This is a genomic window from Winogradskyella sp. 4-2091, assembly GCF_045765065.1.
GTDB lineage: Bacteria > Bacteroidota > Bacteroidia > Flavobacteriales > Flavobacteriaceae > Winogradskyella.
Genome location: NZ_JBJKOD010000007.1, coordinates 121,148 through 144,608, shown reverse-complemented (window position 1 = coordinate 144,608; position 23,461 = coordinate 121,148). Strand labels below are relative to the sequence as shown.

Here is a 23,461-nt window from a genome sequence, read left to right as displayed (position 1 = left end):
TTTGATATAAAATGCATTTTTATTCTCTTCGTTAACAACATAACACGAACAATCATTTAGTCATTAAAATTGTTCAAATAATCTCATTTAACTGCACTTGTATATCTCTAAATATTAAAAACTTAGCATTCAACATATGCTGCTTTTTTGATTGTCTTAATTACAAATTATTTAGAACTATACGTAACACATTTTAAATTTGATTTAGTTTAGGTATGGTTTTTGCCACTTACCTAATATGTTTTTATTATTTTTAAAGCAGAAAGGAAATTAGTATGGATGATAATTTTTCACCAAGAGTAAAAGATGTAATTGCTTATAGCAAAGAAGAAGCCTTGCGTTTAGGTCATGATTTTATTGGTACTGAGCATTTAATGCTTGGTCTTTTAAGAGACGGTAACGGAAAGGCTATAGATATTTTAGGTGCGTTAGAGGTAGATCTCAACCACCTTAGACGTAAAGTAGAGATTCTAAGTCCTGCAAACCCAAATATCGTTACAACGTCTAACGAGAAGAAGAACTTGCATTTAACAAGGCAAGCAGAGCGTGCATTAAAAACAACTTTTTTAGAAGCTAAACTGTTTCAGAGCACCTCAATAAACACAGCGCATTTATTATTGTGCATTTTAAGGAATGAAAATGATCCTACTACAAAGCTTTTAAATAAGCTTAAAGTGGATTATGATAACGTAAAAGAAGAATTTAAATCTATGGCAACGAGCGAAGATGATTATTTAGAAACTCCAAAAGCAGAGTCGTTTTCTGATGATGATATTAACGAAGAGGAAGATGCAAAGCAAAATCCATTTGGTGGACAAGCTGGCAAAACCAATAAGAAATCAAAAACACCTGTATTAGATAATTTTGGAAGAGACTTAACTGTACTTGCAGAAGAAGGTAAATTAGATCCTGTTGTAGGACGAGAAAAAGAAATACAACGTGTATCTCAAATTTTAAGTCGAAGAAAGAAAAACAATCCTTTATTAATAGGAGAACCTGGTGTTGGTAAATCTGCAATAGCAGAAGGCTTAGCGCTGAGAATTGTAAAAAGAAAAGTATCACGTACCTTATTTAATAAACGTGTTGTGACTTTAGATTTAGCGAGCTTAGTTGCTGGTACTAAATATAGAGGTCAGTTTGAGGAACGCATGAAAGCCGTTATGAACGAATTAGAAAAGAATGACGACATTATTCTTTTTATTGATGAAATTCATACCATAGTTGGCGCAGGTGGAGCAACCGGAAGCTTAGATGCCTCTAATATGTTTAAACCAGCATTAGCAAGAGGCGAAATACAATGTATTGGGGCCACTACTCTAGATGAGTATAGACAATATATTGAAAAGGATGGTGCTTTGGAACGCCGTTTTCAAAAAGTAATTGTTGAGCCAACTTCTGTAGAAGAAACTATAGAAATACTTAATAATATTAAAGGTAAATACGAAGAGCATCACAATGTTGATTATACAGATGAAGCTATTGAAGCTTGTGTAAAATTAACTAACCGTTATATGACAGAACGATTTCTTCCAGACAAAGCTATTGATGCTTTAGACGAGGCTGGTTCTCGTGTTCATATTACCAATATTGATGTGCCAAAACAAATTCTTGAATTAGAAAAGAAGCTTGAAGAAGTTAAAGAAACTAAGAATAGTGTTGTTAAAAAACAGAAATACGAAGAAGCTGCTAAGCTAAGAGATGATGAAAAACGTCTTGAAAAAGAACTAGCAACGGCACAAGAAAAATGGGAAGAAGAAACCAAACAACATAAAGAAGTTGTAACGGAAGATAACGTCGCTGATGTAGTCTCAATGATGACAGGTATTCCTGTAAATAAAATTGCACAAACTGAAATTAACAAGTTATCTCAATTACCAGACCTTATTAAAGGAAAAGTAATTGGTCAAGATCAAGCGGTTGCAAAAGTGGTTAAAGCAATTCAGAGAAACAGAGCTGGACTTAAAGATCCCAATAAACCAATTGGTTCATTTATATTCTTAGGTCAAACAGGTGTAGGAAAAACACAATTAGCTAAAGTATTAGCAAGAGAGTTATTTGATAGTGATGATGCATTAGTAAGAATTGACATGAGTGAATACATGGAGAAATTTGCTATCTCTCGTTTAATTGGAGCACCTCCTGGATACGTTGGCTATGAAGAAGGCGGTCAATTAACTGAAAAAATAAGACGTAAGCCTTACGCTGTTGTCTTATTAGATGAAATTGAAAAAGCACATCCAGATGTTTTTAATATGTTATTGCAAGTTTTAGACGATGGTTATTTAACAGATAGTTTAGGACGTAAAATTGATTTTAGAAATACAATTATTATAATGACCTCTAATATTGGAGCTAGAAAACTTAAAGATTTCGGTTCTGGTGTCGGTTTCGGAACTTCTGCTGCAATAGCTCAAGAGTCTGATCATGCAAAAGCTGTAATAGAAAATGCGCTTAAAAAAGCATTTGCTCCTGAATTCTTAAATAGAATTGATGATGTTATTGTCTTCAATGCGTTAGAAAAAGAAGATATAGGAAAAATAATTGATATTGAGCTTGTAAAGTTAATTGACAGAATCAAAGATTTAGGATACAATCTTAAATTAACGAGTAAAGCAAAAGACTATATAGCTGATAAAGGATTTGACAAACAATATGGTGCAAGACCTTTAAATAGAGCTATTCAGAAGTACGTTGAAGATGCTCTAGCTGAGGAAATTATCAATTCTAAAATCCATGAAGGTGATACAATCACTATGGATTTAGATGAAAAAAATGATGAATTAAGTATTAAAATTAAATCATCTAGTAAAACTACAGAATCTTAAATTACTTCAACTTTATTATAAAAAACTCCTTCCTTATGAGGGAGTTTTTTGTATTTTAGAGATTATACTTAAAATAAGTAATGGAAAAAACTGTACAAATAGAATTCTGCACTATCAATTTTTATGAGGATTATATAGTGACAATTATGAATGAAGGAGTTCATGTAGACAGATACCACAATGAGACACTTATTAATATGGCTGAAGAATATTACAATGGTAAACCATTTGTTTATATCACACACAGAATTAATTCATACTCTGTTAACCCAAATATTTATAAAACCACATCAAAAATGAGAAGCTTAGCTGGTTTTGCTGTAGTTTCTGAAGACTTTAAAGCGATTAAAAATGCACAAATAGAAAAGTTATTTTTAAATAAACCCTTCGGTATTTTTTCAAATTTAGAAGATGCTATGTCATGGAAAGATGAAGTGATTAAATTAGATATTACTGATTAGGTCTACTCTACAGAAATATTTCAAAATGTTCTTAACTATACTTTTTCTCACTAACAACGGAAACTCCCCAATCTGCAATAGATTGAATCAATGGTATTAATGTTTCTCCTAATTCCGTTAAAGAATATTCCACTTTTAGTGGTGGTTTAGACGTATAAACCTTCCTTTTAATTACACCATCTTCTTCTAAAGTCTTTAATTGTAGGCTTAAAGTGCGCTCCGTAACGGATGGTATTTCCTTTCGTAACTCATTATAGCGTAACGTTTTATTTATTAAGTGAAATAAAATTACAGTCTTCCACTTGCCTCCTATAATACCCATTGTAAGACTAGTGCAGCAAGGATACTCTTTTCCTTTGAATTTATGCATAATACATTTATTAATGTTACAAAAGTACATCACTATACTTAATTACACAACTATACTTTTTATAGTTTATTTAACATAGCCTAGAATCCTTCGATATCATTGAGTTAAAACGATTTTAATAATAATTATTTTATACTATCATTTTTGACCGTTCTTGTGTAAAAAATTTACTATACATACTTTTGTCACTATACTTTTGATAGTTAAAATTTTAATCAACTAAAAACAAGCATTAAATAATGAATTTAAAAGAAATATTAAACTGGAGATACACAACTAAGGAATATGATACAACCAAAAAAATATCTGATGCAGATATGGCTGAAATCAAAAACTTATTGAGAATGAGTCCGTCTAGCGTCAATCTACAACCTTGGCACTTTATTGTTGCCGAAACTACTGAAGGTAAAGCACGTATTGCCAAAGGAACACAAGGCTTTTTTAGTTTCAATGAACCTAAAGTAACTAATGCTTCTGCAGTAGTATTGTTTTGTGTTAAAACTGATGCTGATGATTCATATTACCAACACATTGCAGATACTGAAGATAAAAACGGACGTTTTCCAAATGAAGATATTAAAAACGGATTTCTAGGTGCTGTTAAAGCTTTTGCCGGAATACATAAATACGATTTAAAAGATTTACAACACTGGATGGAAAAGCAAGTATACCTTAATATTGGAAGTTTCTTACTAGGTGTAGCAACTTTAGGAATTGATGCAACTCCAATGGAAGGAATCGATGTAAAAGCTCTAGATGAAGAGTTTGGATTAAGAGAAAAAGGATATACTTCTTTAGTGGCTGTTTCAATTGGCTATAGAGCAGAATCTGATTTCAATTCCACAGAAAAAACGCCAAAATCTAGATTACCAGAAAGCGAAACTTTCACTATAATATAATTTCAAAATTGTTGTCAGATGAAAGCAATAGGGTACAAAGATAATTTACCTATAGACAATGTAAATTCTTTACAAGACATAGTATTAGAAACGCCAAAAGCAACAGGAAGAGATATTCTTGTTGAAATTAAAGCGATTTCTGTTAATCCAGCAGATTATAAAGTGCGTGCAGGAATGCCTGTAGAAGGAGACGATTGGAAAGTAATTGGTTGGGATGCAACAGGTATTGTAAAGGAAGTTGGAGAAGATGTTACTTTGTTTAAGGTTGGAGATGAAGTTTGGTATGCAGGAGATTTTACACGTCAAGGTAGTTATGCTGAATATCAAATTGTAGATGAGCGTATTGTTGGTAAAAAACCTTCAAGCTTATCTTATGCGGAAGCTGCTGCTTTACCATTAACCACACTTACAGCATACGAAATGTTGTTTGATAGATTACAAGTGTCTAAAGACGATACCAACAAATCTATTTTAGTAATTGGCGCTGCTGGTGGAGTGGGTTCTATATTGGTTCAATTGGCTAAAAAGCTGACAAAATTAAACATTATTGGTACTGCTTCTCGCGAAGAAACCACATCTTGGTTAAAAGAATTAGGAGCAGATACAGTTATCAATCATAGAAATAAATTAAGCGAAGAGTTTGAAAAATACAACCTTCCTGCGCCAGAATATGTAGTGAGTTTAAATGCTACAGAACATCACGTAGATGAAATTGTAAAACTGATTAAACCACAAGGTAAATTCGGATTTATTGACGATCCAAAATCGTTAAACGTGATGCCTTTTAAAGGTAAAGCAGTTTCAACACATATCGAGTTAATGTTTACACGTGCAATGTTTCAAACGGATGATATGATTGAGCAACACAATATCTTGAACAAAGTTTCCGAATTAATCGATAACGGTACGATTAGAACCACTTTAGGTGAAAATTTCGGAATAATCAAAGCAGAAAATCTTCGTAAAGCACATGCTTTCTTAGAAACAGGAAAAGCTAAAGGTAAAATTGTTTTAGAAGGATTTTCAAAATGAAAAACATAAAAAAAAATATCTTAATCGCATTAGCACTAGTCACTGGTGTTTTTGTAAACGCACAGACACCAACAACAGATAGTATTAAATCTGTAAACGAAGTCGTAACTGCAGACAACGCGGAATGGGGTTGGTTAAATCCGTTACGTGGCGATAAAAGTCCAGCAGCAGGAAAACTTTGGGGAGACAGAACAAAAAACGAACCAGCAGGATTCTTAGTAAAATTCAATAAAGGATTTTCTTCACCACCACATATTCACAACATTACGTATCGTGGTATAGTAATTAAAGGATTGTTGCACAATGATGACGAACAAGCCGAAAAACAGTGGTTGACAGTAGGTTCTTATTGGCAACAACCGGCAGGAGAAGCCCATATTACAGCTGCTGATGATAATGATAACATGGCATTTTTAGATATTCAAGAAGGTCCATATTTGGTAAAACCAACATCGGAAGCTTTTGATAATGGTGAGCGTCCTGTCAATGTTGATAACACAAATTTGGTTTGGCTAAATGCTGACGATATCGAGTGGGTTTCTTCAAAAAGTAATGTAGAAACCGCTTTTTTATGGGGAACCCACGAAGAAAATCAATTACGTGCAGTACTTTTAAAATTACCAGCTGGTTTCAGTGGGAAAATTAAAAACTTGAGTTCAAATTTTAGAGCGGTCGTTATTTCAGGAGGATTAACAATTCAGTTTTCTAAGAAAGAAGAAAAAAGCAAATTAGAACCTGGATCTTATTTTGGAGTTGAAGAAGATTCTAAATCAATAATAACAACAGATAAAGAAACAGTTATTTATATTAGAAGTAACGGAGATTTTAAAGTCAAATAATTATTGATTAATAGCAGGAAAAGCCACAATAAACTGTGGCTTTATTTTTTTTAAATATGTTGTAATTTTATAAATAATATTATGGCCAGAACAATTATCGAAAACATTGTAATCACGCAATATAAAAACCAAACGTTTTTTGAGTTTTGCCAGTACACAACCATTCGTTTTTTTGAAATTGTATATTTCGAAGAAGGCTCAGGAACCATAAAAATTAATGGTAAAACGGTAAAGTATACAGCCAATAGCGTTTTTGTGTTTATTCCTGATGATATTTATATCTTAAATCCGGAAACAGAAACTTCTACGGTAGCGATTAAATTTTTAAAGAGTTTTTTCAGAAATACAAGTTCGCAAAATATAAATCTTCCGGTAAACGATTGGTTTCGTAAAATTGAAGAAATCTTAAATAGTGAAAGTCATGAGCTTCGTGAAATGCAGTTTGAAACCGAAGCAGATCGTTCGCATTTAGTAGCTTTAGTAAACATGGTTGCAACTGAGTATCTGAATAAGCAATCCTTCGACATCTTCATCATTCAAAATTCATTATCCGTTATTTTACATCTTATTGCTCGAAATATTCAATTTATAAACACTTCAGATTCTGTAAAGGAAGTGAAATCGTCTAAAATTCAGCAAATCATCAATTATATCCATTCCAATATTTATAATTCTGAATTGCTATCGACTAAAAGTCTAGCTGAAGAATTTCATATGGCAGATAATTACATCAGTGAATATTTTAAAAAACACACCGATGTTTCTTTAAAAAAGTACATTATCAACTACAAATTAAAACTTGTGGAGACTAGATTGAAGTATACCGATTTGCAATATTCTGAAATTGCAGCAGAACTAGGCTTTACAGATTCTAGTCATTTAAACAAGACGTTTCAAACTTATAAAAGCACAAGTTTAAGTGCTTTTAGAGCAGCATTAGCCTAATTTTTTTGCTAAAACCTTATTTTTTACTAATACCACATTATTTTATACCAAATTAAACCTTGGTGTCTCCTCTAAATTTGTAGTGTAATTAATACATACACAAAACAATTTAAAAAACAGATATCATGAACTACAAGAATTTTCAAACATTTACAGCAGAACAAAAAGGAGGAATTTTAACCGTAGATATTAACTTCGGACCAGTAAACGTACAGGGACAAGAAATGTTAGCCGATTTAAGCAGTCTTTGCTTACGATTAGAACGCGACAGAAGTGTAAAAGTAGTAGTTTTTGAATCTTCAAATCCAGGGTATTGGGTTTGCCATTATGATACCGATTTATTAAAAGATTTATCTACAGAAGCCGTTCCAAGAAACGAAATTGAGTTATTAGACTTACAGTCTGTTTTAGAAAGATTAAGCAATGTACCCCAAGCAACCATTGCAAAAATTGAAGGATTTGCACGTGGTGACGGACACGAAATGGCATTAGCATTAGATATGCGTTTTGCAGCAAGAGGAAAAGCTAAATTTATGCAAATGGAAGTTGGTATGGGAATCTTACCTTGTGGTGGTGGAGCTTCTCGTATGGCAAGACAAACAGGGTTAGGAAAAGCATTAGAAATTATTTTAGGTGCAAGAGATTGGGATGCTGATGAAGCTGAAAAATTCGGAACCATAAATAAAGCCTTAGATGCTGATGAAATTGGACCTTATGTAGATGCTTTAGCTCAACGTATTTCAAAATTTCCAGCAGATTCTATTACAGCTTCTAAGCGTGCAGTTTATGCATCGGTAGACTTACCAATTAAAGAAGCTTTAAAAGAAGAAGCATATCAATTATTTCAAGCTACAAGCAAAACTCCTGCCGTAAAACGTTTTCAATATGCAGATGATAATGGTGCGCAATTTAACCATGATAATCAAAAGAATTGGGAACAAATGGTAATGGATATTCAAGAGGTTAACTAATCAAAAAATATTAATTTAAAAAATTAGATATGAAAACAATAGCAAATATAAATGCACTTGCTGAAGCTCGTGCTCTACAAGTACCATCAAGAGAATTATCATTAAAACGCGATCCATCAGTTTCAAAATTTTGGAATAATAACCGAAACTTATTAGAAGACGCTTGGACAGAATGGGAACTAAAAAACAAAGATAAATTATTATTACCAGACGAATCTTTACTAGATCCAAAATTACGTAATGCTATAAACGATGCTTGGGAAAACCCAGAAAAAGAAGACGTTGTTGCTAACTTATGGGAAGAAATAATTCCTGGTGTTTATGAAACACAGTTTTTTGATTTAGAGCGTTTAGCAGATTTTCGTAAATATTTAGAAGATGCGGTAAAGTCAGAGATTCCTAAAAGAGCGCCTTACGGTATTCAATTAAACCGTTATGGAATGATGTTAGATCCAAGATCTGAAGGCTATTTGGCAGCACCAAGTTTCCAAGAATTTTACAACACAATTATGAATCGTTTTATGCGTCCAATTGCTCGTTTACTGTTAGGAACTTACGGTTATGATAATCAAACCTTTGGTTTTTCTATACAATATAATCCAGATAAAGACAAGGATTTGCATGCACATACAGATGCTTCTTCAGCTACATTAAATATTAATACTAACTTACCTGATGAAGAATTTACTGGATCTATAGTTGATTTCTATGATAAAGCTTCAGGTAAAACGGTACAAACAAAGTTTGAACCAGGCAAAGCCATCATCCATAGAGGAAATGTGCCACACGCCACACACCCAATTACTAGTGGACAACGCAGTAACTTAGTTGTTTGGTTATATGGAGACCAGATGCAAATACCACGTGGTGGAGCAAGTAGTTATGGTAGTATTAACAGTGAAACAGTAAAGCATAGTGCATTAGAAAGTGTTACGGCTCGCCAACGTTGGAGTTTGCCAGATGGCCCTAAAGATACCTTTGCACCATTTTAACTAGAGTAGATATAAGTTATTTTTAATTTACATTCAAACTAGTAAACAGTTTATTATTTTAATAAGGAATAAAATTTAAGAACTAGCAATACAAATATTACCAGTTCTTATCAACATATAAAATACAATGAAACAAATATTAATCACAGGAAGTACAGATGGTATAGGTAAACTAACCGCTCTTAAACTAGCAAAAGAAAGTAATACAGTTTATATTCACGGTAGGAGTGAAGCTAAAGTAAATAAGGTTGTTACAGAAATTAAAGCAGCTTCAAATAACGATAATATAAAAGGTTTGGTTGCTGACTTTTCAGATTTAAAAGCAGTATCAACTTTAGTAGAACAAATTAAAAAGGAAATTCCAACTGTTGATATACTAATTAATAATGCAGGCATTTTTAAAAGTCAAGTTGAAAAAACAAAAGACGGTTTAGATATAAGAATGGCTGTCAATTATTTAGCGCCTTCACTATTAACACATGGCATTTTGTCTAGTATAGAAAATTCTCAATCACCAAGAATTATTAATTTAAGTTCTGCAGCGCAATCTACAGTTAGACCAGCTGTTTTATCAGGAGATGCTACTGTAAATGAAAGTGAAGCATATGCACAAAGTAAATTAGCATTAACCATGTGGAGTTTCTATTTTGCAAAACAGCATCCCAACATTACCACAATTGCCGTAAATCCTGGATCGTTACTAAACACAAAAATGGCCAAAGAAGTTTATGGTCAACATTGGTCGCCTGCAGAAAAAGGTGTGAATATCTTATACGATTTAGCAACTTCTGATGCGTATAAAGACGCTACAGGAAAATATTTTGACAACGATAAAGGCGAAAACATTGGTCAATTTGCTTCCGCACATCCAGATGCTTACGATGAGTCTAAAATTACAGCCTTATTGAAAGCAACACGTAGTTTGATGTAAGCTCTTATATCTAAAATTAAATTATTAAAGCCCTCAGCATAAAGTTGTGGGCTATTTATATTTTAATATAATTATCTCATAGTCAGAATTTTAAACAACATTAATAGTTCTTTAAACATTTTTAACAATCATTTAACTTCGTTTAGTTCGGCTTGTTCCGAACTTAACTTTAAATTTGCTAAGAATTTTAAAGTGCAAATGCATTTAATTTAAAATTAAAACAATAATTCAAACCGTTATGGAAAATAACATTTGTAAGGAAAAAATGCGATTAGTTGAAAAACTTGGTGTGCATTTAGAAAACAGAGAACAATTAGCACCAGTTGCAGCACGCATAATGGCGTATGTAATTCTTACGGGTAAAAATGGAACCACTTTTGAAGAAATGGTTACCGTTCTATGCGCAAGTAAAAGTACTATTTCTACGCATATAAATCATTTACAGGGCTTAAACAAGTTAGAGTATTTTACAAAAACTGGTGATAGAAAAAAATACTTTGTTATAAATAAAGATTCTGTAATTCATCATATCGATAATTTAATTAATGAGTGGCAAGAAGTGCGAGAATTACATTTAGAAATTAAAGCCTATAAAAACAATATAAACGAAGAGAAAATTAAGAAGAAAGAAGAAAAATTCGATTTAAATTTTCACAACGATTATTTAAAATTTATTGATGAAGCGTCGGCTTCTATAAAAGAATTAAGAACCAAATTAACAGATAAATCATTCGATATCTAAATACCAAAAAAATGAAAAATAGTAAATTATATAGCGTATTAACTCTAAGTGTATTGTTAGTCATTGTAAGTTGTGGTAACAGCGAACAAAATCAACCTGCAGCAGAAGCTCCACCTTCACCCTTCCCTGTTTCTCAACTGCAAACAAAAACGGTTACAGGTTATACAGATTATCCAGCAACTATTGAAGGAAGAGTTAATAGTGATGTAAGAGCAAAAACGGCCGGATATATTGAAAAAGTTTACGTTGATGAGGGACAAAAAGTAAAAAAGGGACAGGTGTTATTTAAATTAGAAACACAATCTTTGAGTCAAGATGCAGGTGCTGCAAAAGCTCAGGTAAATGTAGCACAAGTTGAAGTAGATAAATTAATACCATTAGTAGAAAAAAACATAATTAGTCCGGTACAATTAGAAACTGCTAAGGCAAATTTAGCGCAAGCACAAGCAAATTACAGCAGTGTCTCCGCTAATATTGGCTATGCAACAATTAAAAGCCCTATTGATGGATATGTTGGTTCAATCAATTTTAGAGAAGGTGCTTTAATTAGTCCTAGTGACACTACACCTCTAACTACAGTAAGCGAAATTGACGAAGTATATGCGTTCTTTAGTTTCAATGAAGCGCAATATATAGATCATTTACAACGATCAGAAGGAAAAACGAAAGCTGAACGAATTAAAAATTCACCAGACCTTAGTTTAATTTTAGCAAATGGTAAGGAATATTCCGAAAAAGGAAGAATACAAACCAGTACTGGCCAGATTAACCAAAACACGGGTACAATTCAGATTAGAGCTGCTTTTAAGAATCCTAAAGAAATTTTAACCAATGGAAACAGTGGTAAAATAAGATTTCCTATTGAATACAAAGATGCCATTGTAGTACCTCAATCTGCTACTTTTGAGCAACAAGGAAACATTATGATCTTTAAACTTGGTGCTGACAACAAAGTTGAAACATCAATTTTAAAAATAGAAGGAGCAGTAGACAATCTATACGTTGTTGAATCTGGTTTAGAAATAAACGACAAAATCATAGTTTCTGGTGTTGGCAAATTAAGAAACGGAATGGCAATTTCACCACAAGAAACATCATTCGAAGACGCTATAGCACCAGTAGCCACTTTATTCAGAAATTAGATAACCACCAAACATTTTAGTCATGTTAAAAACATTTATTGAAAGACCAGTGCTTTCAACGGTAATCTCTATTATCATAGTTTTACTAGGAGTTATTAGTATAACCTCCTTGCCTATTGAGGAATATCCTGATATTGCACCACCAACAATTAAGGTAACAGCAAATTATACAGGAGCCAATGCAGAAACCGTCTTAGAGAGTGTAATTATACCAATTGAAGAACAAATTAATGGTGTAGAAGGAATGACATACATTACCTCTACAGCATCAAATACAGGAGCTGCAGAAATCAATGTCTATTTTGATCAAGAGATTGATGCAGATATTGCAGCAGTTAACGTTCAAAATCGTGTTGCTAGAGCAAATCCTTTATTACCAACTGAAGTTATACAAACTGGTGTAACCACTCAGAAACAAGAGACAAGTGCTTTGATGTTTATTTCTATGTATTCTGAAAGTGATAATTATGACGCTACGTTTATTCAGAATTATTTAAAAATTAATGTCATTCCTGCAATGCAACGTATTAGTGGTGTTGGAGATGTTAGTTTGTTCTCTCAACAAGATTATGCGATGCGAATATGGTTAAATCCAGAAAAATTAGCGTCCTATAATTTAATTCCGTCAGATATATCTGCAGCTTTAGCGGAACAAAATTTAGAAGCAGCAGCAGGATCTTTAGGTCAAAATAATGGAGAATCATTTTCTTATACATTAACTTACAGTGGAAGATTTAAGGACGAAGCACAATACAGCGATATAGTTATTAAAGCCTTAGGAAATGGAGAGTTTTTACGACTTAAAGACGTCGCAACAATTGAGTTAGATGCGCAATCCTATGCCTCTAATGCTATGAGTAAAGGAAATCCTGCTGTGTTTATGGGTATTTTTCAAACTAAAGGCTCAAATGCCCAGGAAATTATTGAAAACATTAAAATTACATTAGAAGAAGTAAAAGCAGATTTACCAGAAGGTTTAGATGTATTTGTACCTTACGATACAAGTTTGTTTTTAAATGCATCTATTGACAAAGTAATTACAACTCTATTAGAAGCATTTTTATTGGTATTCTTAGTTGTATTTATCTTTTTACAAGATTTTAGATCTACATTAATTCCTGCAATTGCAGTACCTGTTTCAATTATTGGTACGTTCTTTTTCCTAAATGTATTTGGGTATTCAATAAACCTATTAACACTATTTGCTTTAGTATTAGCCATTGGGATTGTGGTAGATGATGCTATAGTTGTTGTAGAAGCCGTCCATGCAAAAATGGATGATGGCGAGCACAACCCAAAAAAGGCGACACTTACAGCGATGAATGAAATTTCGGGAGCAATTATTTCAATTACTTTAGTAATGGCAGCTGTATTTATTCCTGTGACATTTATTACTGGACCTACTGGTGTGTTTTATGAGCAGTTTGGTGTTACTTTAATTATTGCCATTTTAATTTCAGCTGTTAATGCCTTGACATTAAGCCCTGCGTTATGTGCTCTATTATTAAAAGAACATAAAAACGATAAAGAATTAAAAGGAAAAAGTCCATTAAAACGTTTTTACACATTATTTAATCGTGGTTTTGATGCAACCATTCAACGTTACGGCAGGTCTCTTGAGTTTTTATATAAAAGAAAATTTATTTCAGTTCTACTTCTAATCATTGCAGGAGCAGGCATCTATTGGGCTTCAATGACAACACCAACAGGTTTTGTACCAAATGAAGATAGAGGAATTGTATTTGCTAATATAGAATTACCACCAGGAGCATCTTTAGACAGAACTGATGCTGTCGCTAGAAAACTATACGATAAAGCCAAAACTATAGAAGGCATCGAAGCTATTAACTTTATAAAAGGTAGAAGTTTAATAAGTGGCGCTGGTAGTAACTTTGGTTTTGGGATTGTAAAACTTAAAGATTGGTCAGATCGTGAAGATCCATCACTTTCTGCACAAGCTATTACCGGAAAATTATTTGGTATTGCTGCAACTATACCTGATGCTAACATTATATTCTTTTCACCACCAAGTATTCGTGGTTTTGGTAACTCCTCAGGGTTTGAAATTAACTTACTTGATAAATTTGGTGGAGAGTTTGCAGATTTAGATAAAGCTAATAAAGACTTTTCTATGGCTTTAATGAGTCATCCAGAAATTAAATACGCAACATCAGCTTTTAATACAAGTTATCCACAATATGAAATGGAAGTAAATGTTCCATTGGCAAAAGAAAAAGGCGTTTCTGTAACCAGTATATTTTCAACATTACAAGGTTATATTGGAGGAATTTACGCTTCTGACTTTTCAAGATTTGGTAAACAATTTAGAGTATATATTCAAGCATTACCAGAAGACAGAGCAGATGAAAGTGCCTTGAATAGTATGTATGTTAGGACAGATACAGGAGAAATGACACCAATAACACAGTTTGTGACGTTAAAACGTGTGTATGGTCCACAATCGGTAACTCGTTTTAACTTATTTAATTCTACCATGATCTCTGGAGCAACTAACGACGGTTTTAGTACAGGTGATGCCATTAGAGTAATTGAAGAAGAAGTTGCAAAACTACCGAGTAACTATACAGTTGCCTACTCTGGTTTAACACGAGAAGAAGTTAATGCAGGTAATCAAACTACATTTATCTTCATATTGAGTATTGTATTTGTCTACTTCCTTTTAAGTGCACAATACGAGAGTTATTTATTGCCTTTTGCAGTTGTTTTATCATTACCATTTGGAGTTTTTGGAGCATATATAACTACTAAATTCTTAGGATTAGAGAATAATATTTACTTCCAAATTGCCCTTATAATGCTTATTGGCTTGTTAGCAAAGAATGCAATTTTAATTGTAGAATTTGCTTTACAGCGTCGTAAACATGGTGAAAGTATTGTGGATTCTGCTATACTAGGTGCTAAATCTAGGTTACGTCCTATATTAATGACATCATTTGCATTTATACTTGGATTGATGCCATTAGCCTTAGCAACAGGTGTAGGATCTGAAGGAAACAATTCCATTGGTTCTGGAGCTGCAGGTGGAATGCTAATTGGGACAATTTTAGGTGTTTTTGTAATACCAATCCTATTTATATTATTTCAGTGGTTACAAGAAAAAATTTCGAGTAAACCAACAGTACAAACTATTGAAGATTAAAAAAATGAAATCAATTATAATACATAGAAATTTTAGCAAAGGTGTTTTATTAATTATCGTAGCCTTAACAATTCAAAGTTGTTTTGTAGCTAAAGATTATAAAAGACCAGATTTAACAGCTGAAACTGAAGCGCTATACAGAACGGAAAATTTACCTACAGATAGTGTTTCTATAGCAGATGTTTCTTGGAAAACCTTATTTACAGACAAGTACCTTCAACAATATATTGAAGAAGGTTTGCAAAATAATATGGATGTCCGTATTGCACTGCAACAAATGATCGCTGCAGAAGCGTATGCAAAGCAAGGTAAAGCAGGATTCTTTCCAACATTAAGTGTTGGCCCTAATTACACACGTCAAGAATTTTCAGAAAACAGTCAGTTTGGTTCAATTTTCAGTGGAGGATTAGACACCTACGATGTCACTGCAAATTTATCTTGGGAAGCAGATATTTGGGGAAAAATAAGAAGTAATAATAGAGCCACGCAAGCTTCATACTTACAAAGTGTGGCCGCTCATCAGGCTGTAAAAACGCAGTTAATATCAAGCATTGCAAACACCTATTATAATCTCCTTGCTTTAGATGCTCAGTTAGAAATAACAAAACAAACGATTGCAACACGAGAAAGTGGTGTAACCACAATTAAAGCTCTTAAAGATGCAGGACAAGAAACACAGGTTGCTGTAGATCAAAACATAGCGCTTTACAATAATGCAAAAGCTTTGCTCGTAGATATAGAAACTGCCATATTTAAAACCGAAAACACACTTAGTATTTTATTGGGTAAATCTGCACAAAATTTTGAAAGAGCAACTTTAGATGTACAAAAAATAGATCAAGATTTAAAACTTGGTTTACCTGCTACTCTATTGAGTAATAGACCTGATGTTATGGCAGCAGAATATGCATTAATCCAAAACTTTGAATTAACCAATGTTGCTAATAGTAGCTTCTACCCTTCCCTTACGCTAACAGCCTCGGGAGGATTACAAAGCTTACAATTAGATGATTTATTTAATACAAGCTCTTTATTTGCAACTGTTGTTGGTGGTTTAACACAGCCGTTACTGAATCAAAGAAAATTAAAAACTCAAAAAGAAGTTGCATTAGCCAACCAAGAAACAGCGTTACTAAACTTTAAAAAAACGTTATTAATTGCTGGTAATGAAGTGTCTAATGCCTTGTTCACTTTTGAAGCGGAAACGAAAAAATTCGAATTTAGAAAAAATGAAGTCGAAGCTTTAAGGTCTGCTGAGATAAATTCTGAAGAGTTACTTAAAAATGGCTATGCTAATTATTTAGATTTACTAACTGCTAAACAAAGTGCATTGAGCGCTGAACTTAATATAATAGACAGTCAATTACAACAGTTGATTGCCGTTGTAGATTTATATGAAGCGCTTGGTGGTGGTTGGAGATAAAAATTAAAACATAATACTGATTTTCTATCTATAATTTAGATGGAAAATCTATAAAAAGTTTATAAAATAGGGTGTTCATCAATTGATAAACATCCTATTTTAAATACCATTTCTAAGTAATAATTGAGCTTTAAGTTAAAAATCGTTTTTAACTTTTTGTCTATTTCTATTTTAATCACAATAAAACATACTTAACTTGTTACTTTTTAAAGTAATTCAACTGGTATTAATTGGTAAAGTCATAGTATTACCAACTAACATTTTATAAAAAATGGATAATCTAATTACCTTTTCGATAGCTGTATTTACGGCATTTTTTGCAATTACAAACCCTATTTCTAATATGACGGTTTTTCTGTCATTAACTCAAGGTGCAAATAAAAAAACAAAACATGACATTAACCGAAAATCTAATTTTATAGCATTTGTAATCGTTGCTGTATTTGTACTGCTAGGCAAATATATTTTTGAATTATTTAACATCACAATTCCTGCTTTTAAAATTACAGGTGGAATTCTAATATTTTTTATAGGTTTTGATATGCTTCAGTCTAAGCAATCTAATGTAAAAACAATTGATAATGTTGCAGTAGATGAAAACATTGCTGTTTCGCCATTAGCGATTCCAATATTGGCTGGACCTGGAACAATTGTAACAGCCATGAATTTTGTTGCTAAAGCAGAGACTATACATATTATTTTAGTGATTGCCATATTTGGTTCCATGAGTATATTAACTTATTTTACGTTTAGATTAAGTGATTTAATTGTAAAAATTGTAGGTAATAATGTGATTTCCGTAATAGGAAAAATTATGGGATTAATTATTGCCATTATTGGAACTGGTATGATTATAACAGGAATTAAACTTGCCTTTAACTTAGTAGCTTAATTTAAGCTGATTGAAAATTTAGAGCATATAATAATATAAATGGCAGCATGAAAAAAATTCTAATTCTTTTCGCTCATCCAAAACTAGAAAAATCTCGAGCTAATTTAGCTTTAATTAATCATATTAAAGATAAAGAAAACGTAACTATTCATGATTTGTATAATGAATACCCAGATTTTCATATCGATGTGCTAAGAGAACAGAAGTTATTAGAACAGCATGATATTATTATATGGCATCATCCGTTTTACTGGTATAGTTGTCCACCATTAATGAAACAATGGATTGATATGGTGTTAGAATTTAATTGGGCTTATGGACCAGAAGGTAAAGCGTTGCACAACAAAACGTGTCTCAATGCTATAACCACTGGAGGTTCTAAAGAAGTGTATTGTTCTGCAGGTTACAACAGTTTTACGGTGGAGCAATTTTTAAGACCTTTTGAGCAAACTGCAAATTTATGTGGCATGACATATTTTCCACCTTTTGCAGTAATGGGAACGCATAATCTTTCCGATGAAAAATTGCACGATTACAAAGTTAACTACGGAAAATTAATCGATTTACTGCAAGCCGAATTAACCATGAATGACTTTGAAAAAATGTCATTCATTAATGATATTCCACAACTTAAAAGCTCGTAAAACATGACTGGAAGTTTACTTTTTGAAGCCATTGTATTTTTAGCAGGAGCCATAATCTGTGTGTCCATTGCCAAGCGTTTGGGCTTAAGTTCTGTGATTGGTTATTTATTGGCTGGTGTTTTAATTGGACCTTATGTTTTAGGTTTTATAGGAGAGGAAGGCGATGATATACTTCATTTTGCAGAATTTGGTGTTGTGATGATGCTGTTTCTTATTGGTTTAGAAATTGAACCCAAAAACTTCTGGAACATGCGAAAAACCATTCTCGGAATGGGAGGCATTCAGGTTGGCGGCACGATGCTTTTATCCTACTTGCTATTCTACTTTTTAGGATATGATTGGCAAGTCGCTCTTGTAATTTCTATGGCTGTAGCTTTATCTTCTACAGCTATTGCTATGCAGACCATAAAAGAAAAAGGGTTAATGGACACTACGTTTGGGACTAGCGCTTTTTCAATTTTATTGTTTCAAGATATTATTGTGATTTTTATGATTGGTGCAATGCCTTTGCTATCTAATTCTAATGTAGAATCACATTCCGATAATCATAGTGAATCTTTAAGTTTAATAGATAGTTTACCATTAGGTTTTCAAACATTAGCAATTATTTTATCAGTTGTTATTGTTATTGCTTTGGGTCGCTTTGTCATTGTGCCAATGCTTAGAAAAGTAGCGAAAACTGGTGTACGAGAATTATTAATAGCAGCTGCATTTTTAATTGTATTTGGCATTTCGCTTATTATGGAATTGGTTGGCTTAAGTCCGGCTTTAGGTGCCTTTTTAGGTGGAGTCGTTTTATCGAGTAGTGAATTTAAACATGAACTAGAAAGTACCTTAGAACCTTTTAAAAACTTGTTATTAGGTTTATTTTTTATGGCAGTTGGTGCGTCTATTAACTTTATCGTTATTGCCAAAAGTCCGCTAACCATAGGAGGCGTTTTAATCGCCATTATTGTATTAAAAGCTGTGGTTTTATATATTACTGGTCGTGTTTTTAAATTAAAACTAGACCAAAAATTATTGCTAACCTTCAGTTTAGCACAGGTTGGAGAGTTTGCTTTTGTATTGCTGTCTTTTGCATTTGGACTTAATATTTTAGAACAAGAACAAATGGATATGTTGTTAGTAATAACAGCACTAAGTATGGCTTTAACACCAATTATCAGTATAATAAATGAACGTTTTATTCTTCCAAAAGTAGGCACCAAAGAATCCATACAGCGTCCTATGGACCATATTGCAAAATCGCAAAAAATAATTTTGGTTGGTTTTGGACACTTCGGAAGTACTGTCGGTCGTTTTTTGAGGTCTCATGGTGTAGAAGCAACCGTTTTAGACCAAGATTCTAATCGTGTAGATTTTCTACGTAAAATGGGATTTGAAGTATATTATGGAGATGCAACACGTTTAGATTTATTAGAATCTGCTGGCATTGCAGACGCTAAAATTGTAATTATTGCCACTAACAAAGTAAAGGTTTCTAAAGCCATTAGTAAAATAGTGGAAGAAAAATATCCTCACGTAGAACTTATGATTCGTACTAAAAACAGATACGATGCTTACGAGTTGTTAAACCTTGGTAGAGAAAACATTTATCGCGAATCTTTAGACACATCATTATCGCTCGCGAGTGATGTGTTGCACAAATTAGGTTTCAGAAAATATACTTTAAACAGACAAGTTAAAAATTTCATTAAATATGATGAGACGAGTTTAAGGCGTTTAGCTAAAGAGCCAAAACGCGAGGAAGATTATATTTTTAAAGCTCGAAAAGAATTACAAGAGCAAGAAGAATTACTAGAAGCCGACTTTAAAAGAGGTATCGTTGATTTTGATAACCATTGGGATAGTGAGCACATTAGAAAAGCTTTAGAAAAATCGAGTGATTTATAATGCAAAAGCTTAATTCTCTTTCATTTTTGCCTAATCATGTGTTCATATAATATTACTTTTAACTGATATGATTCAAACGTCTTAAGGATTTCTTAAAGCCATAGATTTTACGTTTTCACTTCGCTAACTTTAGATGAATTGATAAAAATAGAACTATGGATAATGAAGAAACAAAAGGGTTTAAAACAATTAATCCAACTACAGAAAAAGAAATAAAACATTATAATTACATGACAGAAACAGAGGCTTTTGAAGCTGTAGAACGTTGTCATGAAGCATTTTCAGAATGGAAATTAAAATCCCTTAGTCATCGTGCAGAGATTATACAAAACGTTGCCAAAAAACTAGCAGCGCATAAAGATGAATATGCTCAGCTTATGACAGATGAAATGGGTAAACTTTTAAAGCAGAGCCAGCAAGAAATCGAACTGTGTCAAGGCATTTGTGAATATACAGCAACCCAAGGTCAAGAGCATTTAAAAGACGAAAATAGAACCTTACCTAATGGTGGAAAAGGTATTATTCAACAAGCACCGATTGGTGTTATTTATGGCATACAACCTTGGAATTTCCCACTATATCAGGCAATAAGATATGCTATTGTAAATCTAATGGCAGGAAATGGCGTGTTATTGAAACACGCAAAAAATGTAACAGGTTCTGCATTAATGTTAAATACAATTTTTGAAGAAGCTGGTTTACCAAAAAACTTATTTACCGTTTTAATTATAGACCATGATACATCAGATAAAATTATTGAACATGACAAAGTTAGAGGTGTAACACTTACAGGAAGTTCTGAAGCTGGAAAATACATTGCTGAAAAAGCAGGTAAAGCTTTAAAAAAGACCGTTTTAGAATTGGGAAGTAACGATGCTTATTTAGTTCTAGATGATGCAGATATTGAATTAGCTGTTAAGACTAGCGTTAAAGGACGAGTTTTTAATAATGGAGAAACCTGTGTCGCAGCTAAACGTTTTGTGGTAGTTGATGAAGTTTACGATGAATTTAAAGAAGCTTTTGTTGAGCAAATGAAAGCTATTAATTATGGTAACCCAAACGATGAAAATTCAAAGATTGGACCAATGGCTAGAAAAGATTTAAGAGATAAGATTCATAGTCAGGTTGAAGACAGTATTAAGAAAGGTACTGATGTGTTGTGTGGTGGAGAAATTCCATCTGAAACAGGCTATTTTTATCCAGCAACAATTTTAGCAAATGTAAAAGAAGGACAACCTGCTTACGACGAAGAACTTTTTGGTCCTGTGGCTTCATTAATAAAAGCAAAAGATAACGAAGATGCGATGCGCATTGCCAATGATAGTCGATTTGGCTTAGGTGGCGGAATTTTTAGTAAGGATGAAGACAAAGCCGTAGAACTTGCAAAAAAACATTTTGACACAGGTATGATTAATATTAATTCATTTGGTTTAGCACATCCAAACATGCCTTTTGGAGGTGTTAAAGATTCAGGTTATGGTAGAGAACATGGTGGTTTCGGAATTAGAGAGTTTGTCAATTCTAAATCCATATTACTTAATAATTAGACTGTAATAGAATAGTAAAAAAGCCTATAAATATCAATTTATAGGCTCTTTTTTTATAAATCAGATATGCATTTAATGGAAGTATTTTAAAAAGATTGTATCTTGATTAAGATTTAAAATATAACCAGAGATTTTTGCCAAAGAACATTCCAAATATTGTTTTCAATTCTAAAAAACCAAATAACAGTGGTATTGAAATCTTGACTATTCAAAATCTGGCGGCGCGTAAAAATGAAGTTTTAGACCATCATCCTGAAAAAGCACACCAAGTCGCTTTTAATATGATTGTGTTATATACCGAAGGAGAAAGCCAACAACTCATAGATTTTGTTTGGCATAAAGTGCAGAGAAATACCATTACACATGTAGCAAAAGGTCAAATAAACGCGTTTCAGTTTACTAAAGGTTTAGAAGGATACATCTTATTATTTACTGATGATTATTTAAAAAAGCAGATTAATAATCTACCTAAAAATGAATTAATTCGGTTATTTAATACACATTTGTTTTCGCCAATCATTCAGGTACCAGAAACATCTAATGTGGTAAATTATTTTCAATTATTGTATGAAGAATACAACAATCAAAAAGAAGATTACAATCAAGAAAAGACCTATAAATCCTTGCATTCTATTATTTTTTCTAAGTTAGATAGCTTAAAGGAAATTGAAACATATCATCTTAAACAATCCAAACAAATTCATGTCTTTTTAGATTTTAAATCAATTCTAGAAAAACAGTATAAAAGTAGCAGAAATGCTGATTTTTATGCTGAACAATTACACATTACTTATAAGCATTTAAATACCATTTGTAAGGATATTATTTCTATGACTGCAAAGCAATACATAGATAGATTTATAATTCTTGAAGCAAAACGATTGCTTATAAATTCCGAAATTAAAAGTACTGAATTGGCGTATACATTGGGTTTTAATGAACCTACAAACTTTGTAAAATACTTTAAAAAGCATACAGGTTTTACACCAAATAATTTCAAAAAGGACTATTTGTAAATTCAGGTTCGATATTTACCATTTTTACACTGATATTCATCTTTAGAACATAGTGTAGTTATAAGATATTTGTTATCAAAAAGAATTCAAATGTCAGACGTAAGAACATGCTCAACTTGTGGCGCAAAAGCAAAATATAAAATGAAAGATGCTGTGGAAACTTATACAGCAGTTCAAGATGAGAATGCCTTTAAAAAAATTGGCCAACTAAAAAAAGCCATGCAAAAATTTAAGGATAAAGCTGAGGCTTTAGAAAAAGAGTTAGAAATATTAAAAGCTAAACTATAATTATGGATACTCAACAAAACAAAAAAAACGCTATCGCCTTTTATAAAATGGCTTATGAAGGCAACCCAATAAAAGCAGTAGAACTATATGTTGGAGAAGAATATATACAACATAATCCAATTGTTGCGGATGGTCCGCAAGCTTTTATTGATTATTTCAATCGCATGCAAAAAGAATATCCTGTGAAATCTATAAACTTTGTAAGAGCGGTTGCTGAAGATGATTTAGTAGCATTACATACGCATCAAATTTGGCCAGATAATGACCAATACATAACCATGGATTTCTTTAGGTTTGATGCTAATGGCAAAATTGTAGAACATTGGGATAGCATTCAGCAAGTACCAGAAAAGGCTATGAATAGGAATACAATGTATTAAACTTTTCGTTCAAATCCTTTTAAAATAATTTTGATTTGAATTAACTCTTAAATGGATTACGTCAACTTA

21 protein-coding genes are annotated in these 23,461 nt (G+C 32.5%); 20 read left to right on the top strand and 1 reads right to left on the bottom strand.

Translation table 11 applies throughout. The features are described from left to right. The first annotated feature begins 275 nt into the window (after positions 1–275). Positions 276–2,825 carry an ATP-dependent Clp protease ATP-binding subunit gene (locus tag ACJBCC_RS11055; RefSeq protein ID WP_299100366.1) on the top strand — a complete coding sequence of 850 codons (2,550 nt, stop codon included), beginning with the start codon at positions 276–278 and terminating at the stop codon, positions 2,823–2,825. 80 nt (positions 2,826–2,905) lie between these two features. Next, entirely contained in the window at positions 2,906–3,286 is a 381-nt protein-coding gene (locus ACJBCC_RS11050; protein WP_407557208.1) for a hypothetical protein, read from the top strand. A gap of 31 nt (positions 3,287–3,317) precedes the next feature. On the opposite strand, the gene ACJBCC_RS11045 is transcribed toward ACJBCC_RS11050, so the two are convergent. Next, on the bottom strand, positions 3,318–3,656 hold the full coding sequence (locus ACJBCC_RS11045; RefSeq protein WP_299100370.1) for a helix-turn-helix domain-containing protein: 339 nt from the start codon (positions 3,654–3,656) through the stop codon (positions 3,318–3,320). Positions 3,657–3,895: 239 nt separating this feature from the next. On the opposite strand from ACJBCC_RS11045, the gene nfsB reads away from it, so the two are divergent. From nfsB to ACJBCC_RS10955, 18 genes are all read left to right on the top strand, one after another. Then, on the top strand, positions 3,896–4,555 hold the full coding sequence (nfsB, locus tag ACJBCC_RS11040) for an oxygen-insensitive NAD(P)H nitroreductase (RefSeq protein WP_407557207.1): 660 nt from the start codon (positions 3,896–3,898) through the stop codon (positions 4,553–4,555). A gap of 18 nt (positions 4,556–4,573) precedes the next feature. Beyond that, a complete protein-coding gene (locus ACJBCC_RS11035; RefSeq protein ID WP_407557206.1) occupies positions 4,574–5,587 on the top strand; it encodes a zinc-binding alcohol dehydrogenase family protein in 1,014 nt (337 codons plus the stop codon). Beyond that, complete coding sequence (locus tag ACJBCC_RS11030) at positions 5,584–6,426, top strand: DUF4437 domain-containing protein (RefSeq protein WP_407557205.1); 843 nt, start codon at positions 5,584–5,586, stop codon at positions 6,424–6,426. Before ACJBCC_RS11035 ends, ACJBCC_RS11030 begins: the two co-directional genes overlap by 4 nt. Before the next feature lie 81 nt (positions 6,427–6,507). Further along, the gene (locus ACJBCC_RS11025; protein ID WP_407557204.1) at positions 6,508–7,371 is read left to right on the top strand and encodes an AraC family transcriptional regulator; all 864 of its coding nucleotides are present in this window, start codon (positions 6,508–6,510) and stop codon (positions 7,369–7,371) included. Between the two features lie 125 nt (positions 7,372–7,496). Further along, positions 7,497–8,342, top strand: a complete 846-nt coding sequence (locus ACJBCC_RS11020) for an enoyl-CoA hydratase/isomerase family protein (RefSeq protein WP_407557203.1) — start codon at positions 7,497–7,499, stop codon at positions 8,340–8,342. 29 nt (positions 8,343–8,371) lie between these two features. Beyond that, positions 8,372–9,334: a 2OG-Fe(II) oxygenase gene (locus ACJBCC_RS11015; RefSeq protein WP_407557202.1), complete on the top strand. Its 963-nt coding sequence runs from the start codon at positions 8,372–8,374 to the stop codon at positions 9,332–9,334. Positions 9,335–9,461: 127 nt separating this feature from the next. After that, positions 9,462–10,265 carry an SDR family NAD(P)-dependent oxidoreductase gene (locus ACJBCC_RS11010; protein ID WP_407557200.1) on the top strand — a complete coding sequence of 268 codons (804 nt, stop codon included), beginning with the start codon at positions 9,462–9,464 and terminating at the stop codon, positions 10,263–10,265. A 238-nt stretch (positions 10,266–10,503) separates the two neighbouring features. Next, on the top strand, positions 10,504–11,007 hold the full coding sequence (locus tag ACJBCC_RS11005) for a GbsR/MarR family transcriptional regulator (RefSeq protein ID WP_407557199.1): 504 nt from the start codon (positions 10,504–10,506) through the stop codon (positions 11,005–11,007). An 11-nt stretch (positions 11,008–11,018) separates the two neighbouring features. After that, the gene (locus ACJBCC_RS11000) at positions 11,019–12,149 is read left to right on the top strand and encodes an efflux RND transporter periplasmic adaptor subunit (protein ID WP_407557198.1); all 1,131 of its coding nucleotides are present in this window, start codon (positions 11,019–11,021) and stop codon (positions 12,147–12,149) included. Between the two features lie 22 nt (positions 12,150–12,171). Further along, a complete protein-coding gene (locus ACJBCC_RS10995) occupies positions 12,172–15,309 on the top strand; it encodes an efflux RND transporter permease subunit (RefSeq protein WP_407557197.1) in 3,138 nt (1,045 codons plus the stop codon). A gap of 4 nt (positions 15,310–15,313) precedes the next feature. Beyond that, positions 15,314–16,732, top strand: coding sequence for an efflux transporter outer membrane subunit (locus ACJBCC_RS10990; protein WP_299100390.1), 1,419 nt, complete (start codon positions 15,314–15,316; stop codon positions 16,730–16,732). Positions 16,733–17,003: 271 nt separating this feature from the next. Further along, positions 17,004–17,624, top strand: a complete 621-nt coding sequence (locus ACJBCC_RS10985; protein WP_299100392.1) for a MarC family protein — start codon at positions 17,004–17,006, stop codon at positions 17,622–17,624. Positions 17,625–17,671: 47 nt separating this feature from the next. Beyond that, complete coding sequence (locus ACJBCC_RS10980) at positions 17,672–18,268, top strand: NAD(P)H-dependent oxidoreductase (RefSeq protein ID WP_299100393.1); 597 nt, start codon at positions 17,672–17,674, stop codon at positions 18,266–18,268. 3 nt (positions 18,269–18,271) lie between these two features. After that, positions 18,272–20,161 (top strand): monovalent cation:proton antiporter-2 (CPA2) family protein, encoded by a 1,890-nt coding sequence (locus ACJBCC_RS10975; protein WP_299100396.1) that lies wholly within the window; start codon positions 18,272–18,274, stop codon positions 20,159–20,161. Between the two features lie 155 nt (positions 20,162–20,316). After that, entirely contained in the window at positions 20,317–21,708 is a 1,392-nt protein-coding gene (locus ACJBCC_RS10970; protein ID WP_407557196.1) for an NAD-dependent succinate-semialdehyde dehydrogenase, read from the top strand. Positions 21,709–21,842: 134 nt separating this feature from the next. Further along, positions 21,843–22,724: an AraC family transcriptional regulator gene (locus ACJBCC_RS10965; protein WP_299100401.1), complete on the top strand. Its 882-nt coding sequence runs from the start codon at positions 21,843–21,845 to the stop codon at positions 22,722–22,724. Positions 22,725–22,814: 90 nt separating this feature from the next. Next, positions 22,815–23,012, top strand: coding sequence for a hypothetical protein (locus ACJBCC_RS10960; RefSeq protein WP_299100403.1), 198 nt, complete (start codon positions 22,815–22,817; stop codon positions 23,010–23,012). Positions 23,013–23,014: 2 nt separating this feature from the next. Continuing rightward, the gene (locus ACJBCC_RS10955) at positions 23,015–23,392 is read left to right on the top strand and encodes a nuclear transport factor 2 family protein (protein ID WP_299100405.1); all 378 of its coding nucleotides are present in this window, start codon (positions 23,015–23,017) and stop codon (positions 23,390–23,392) included. The last annotated feature ends 69 nt before the right edge of the window (positions 23,393–23,461 follow it).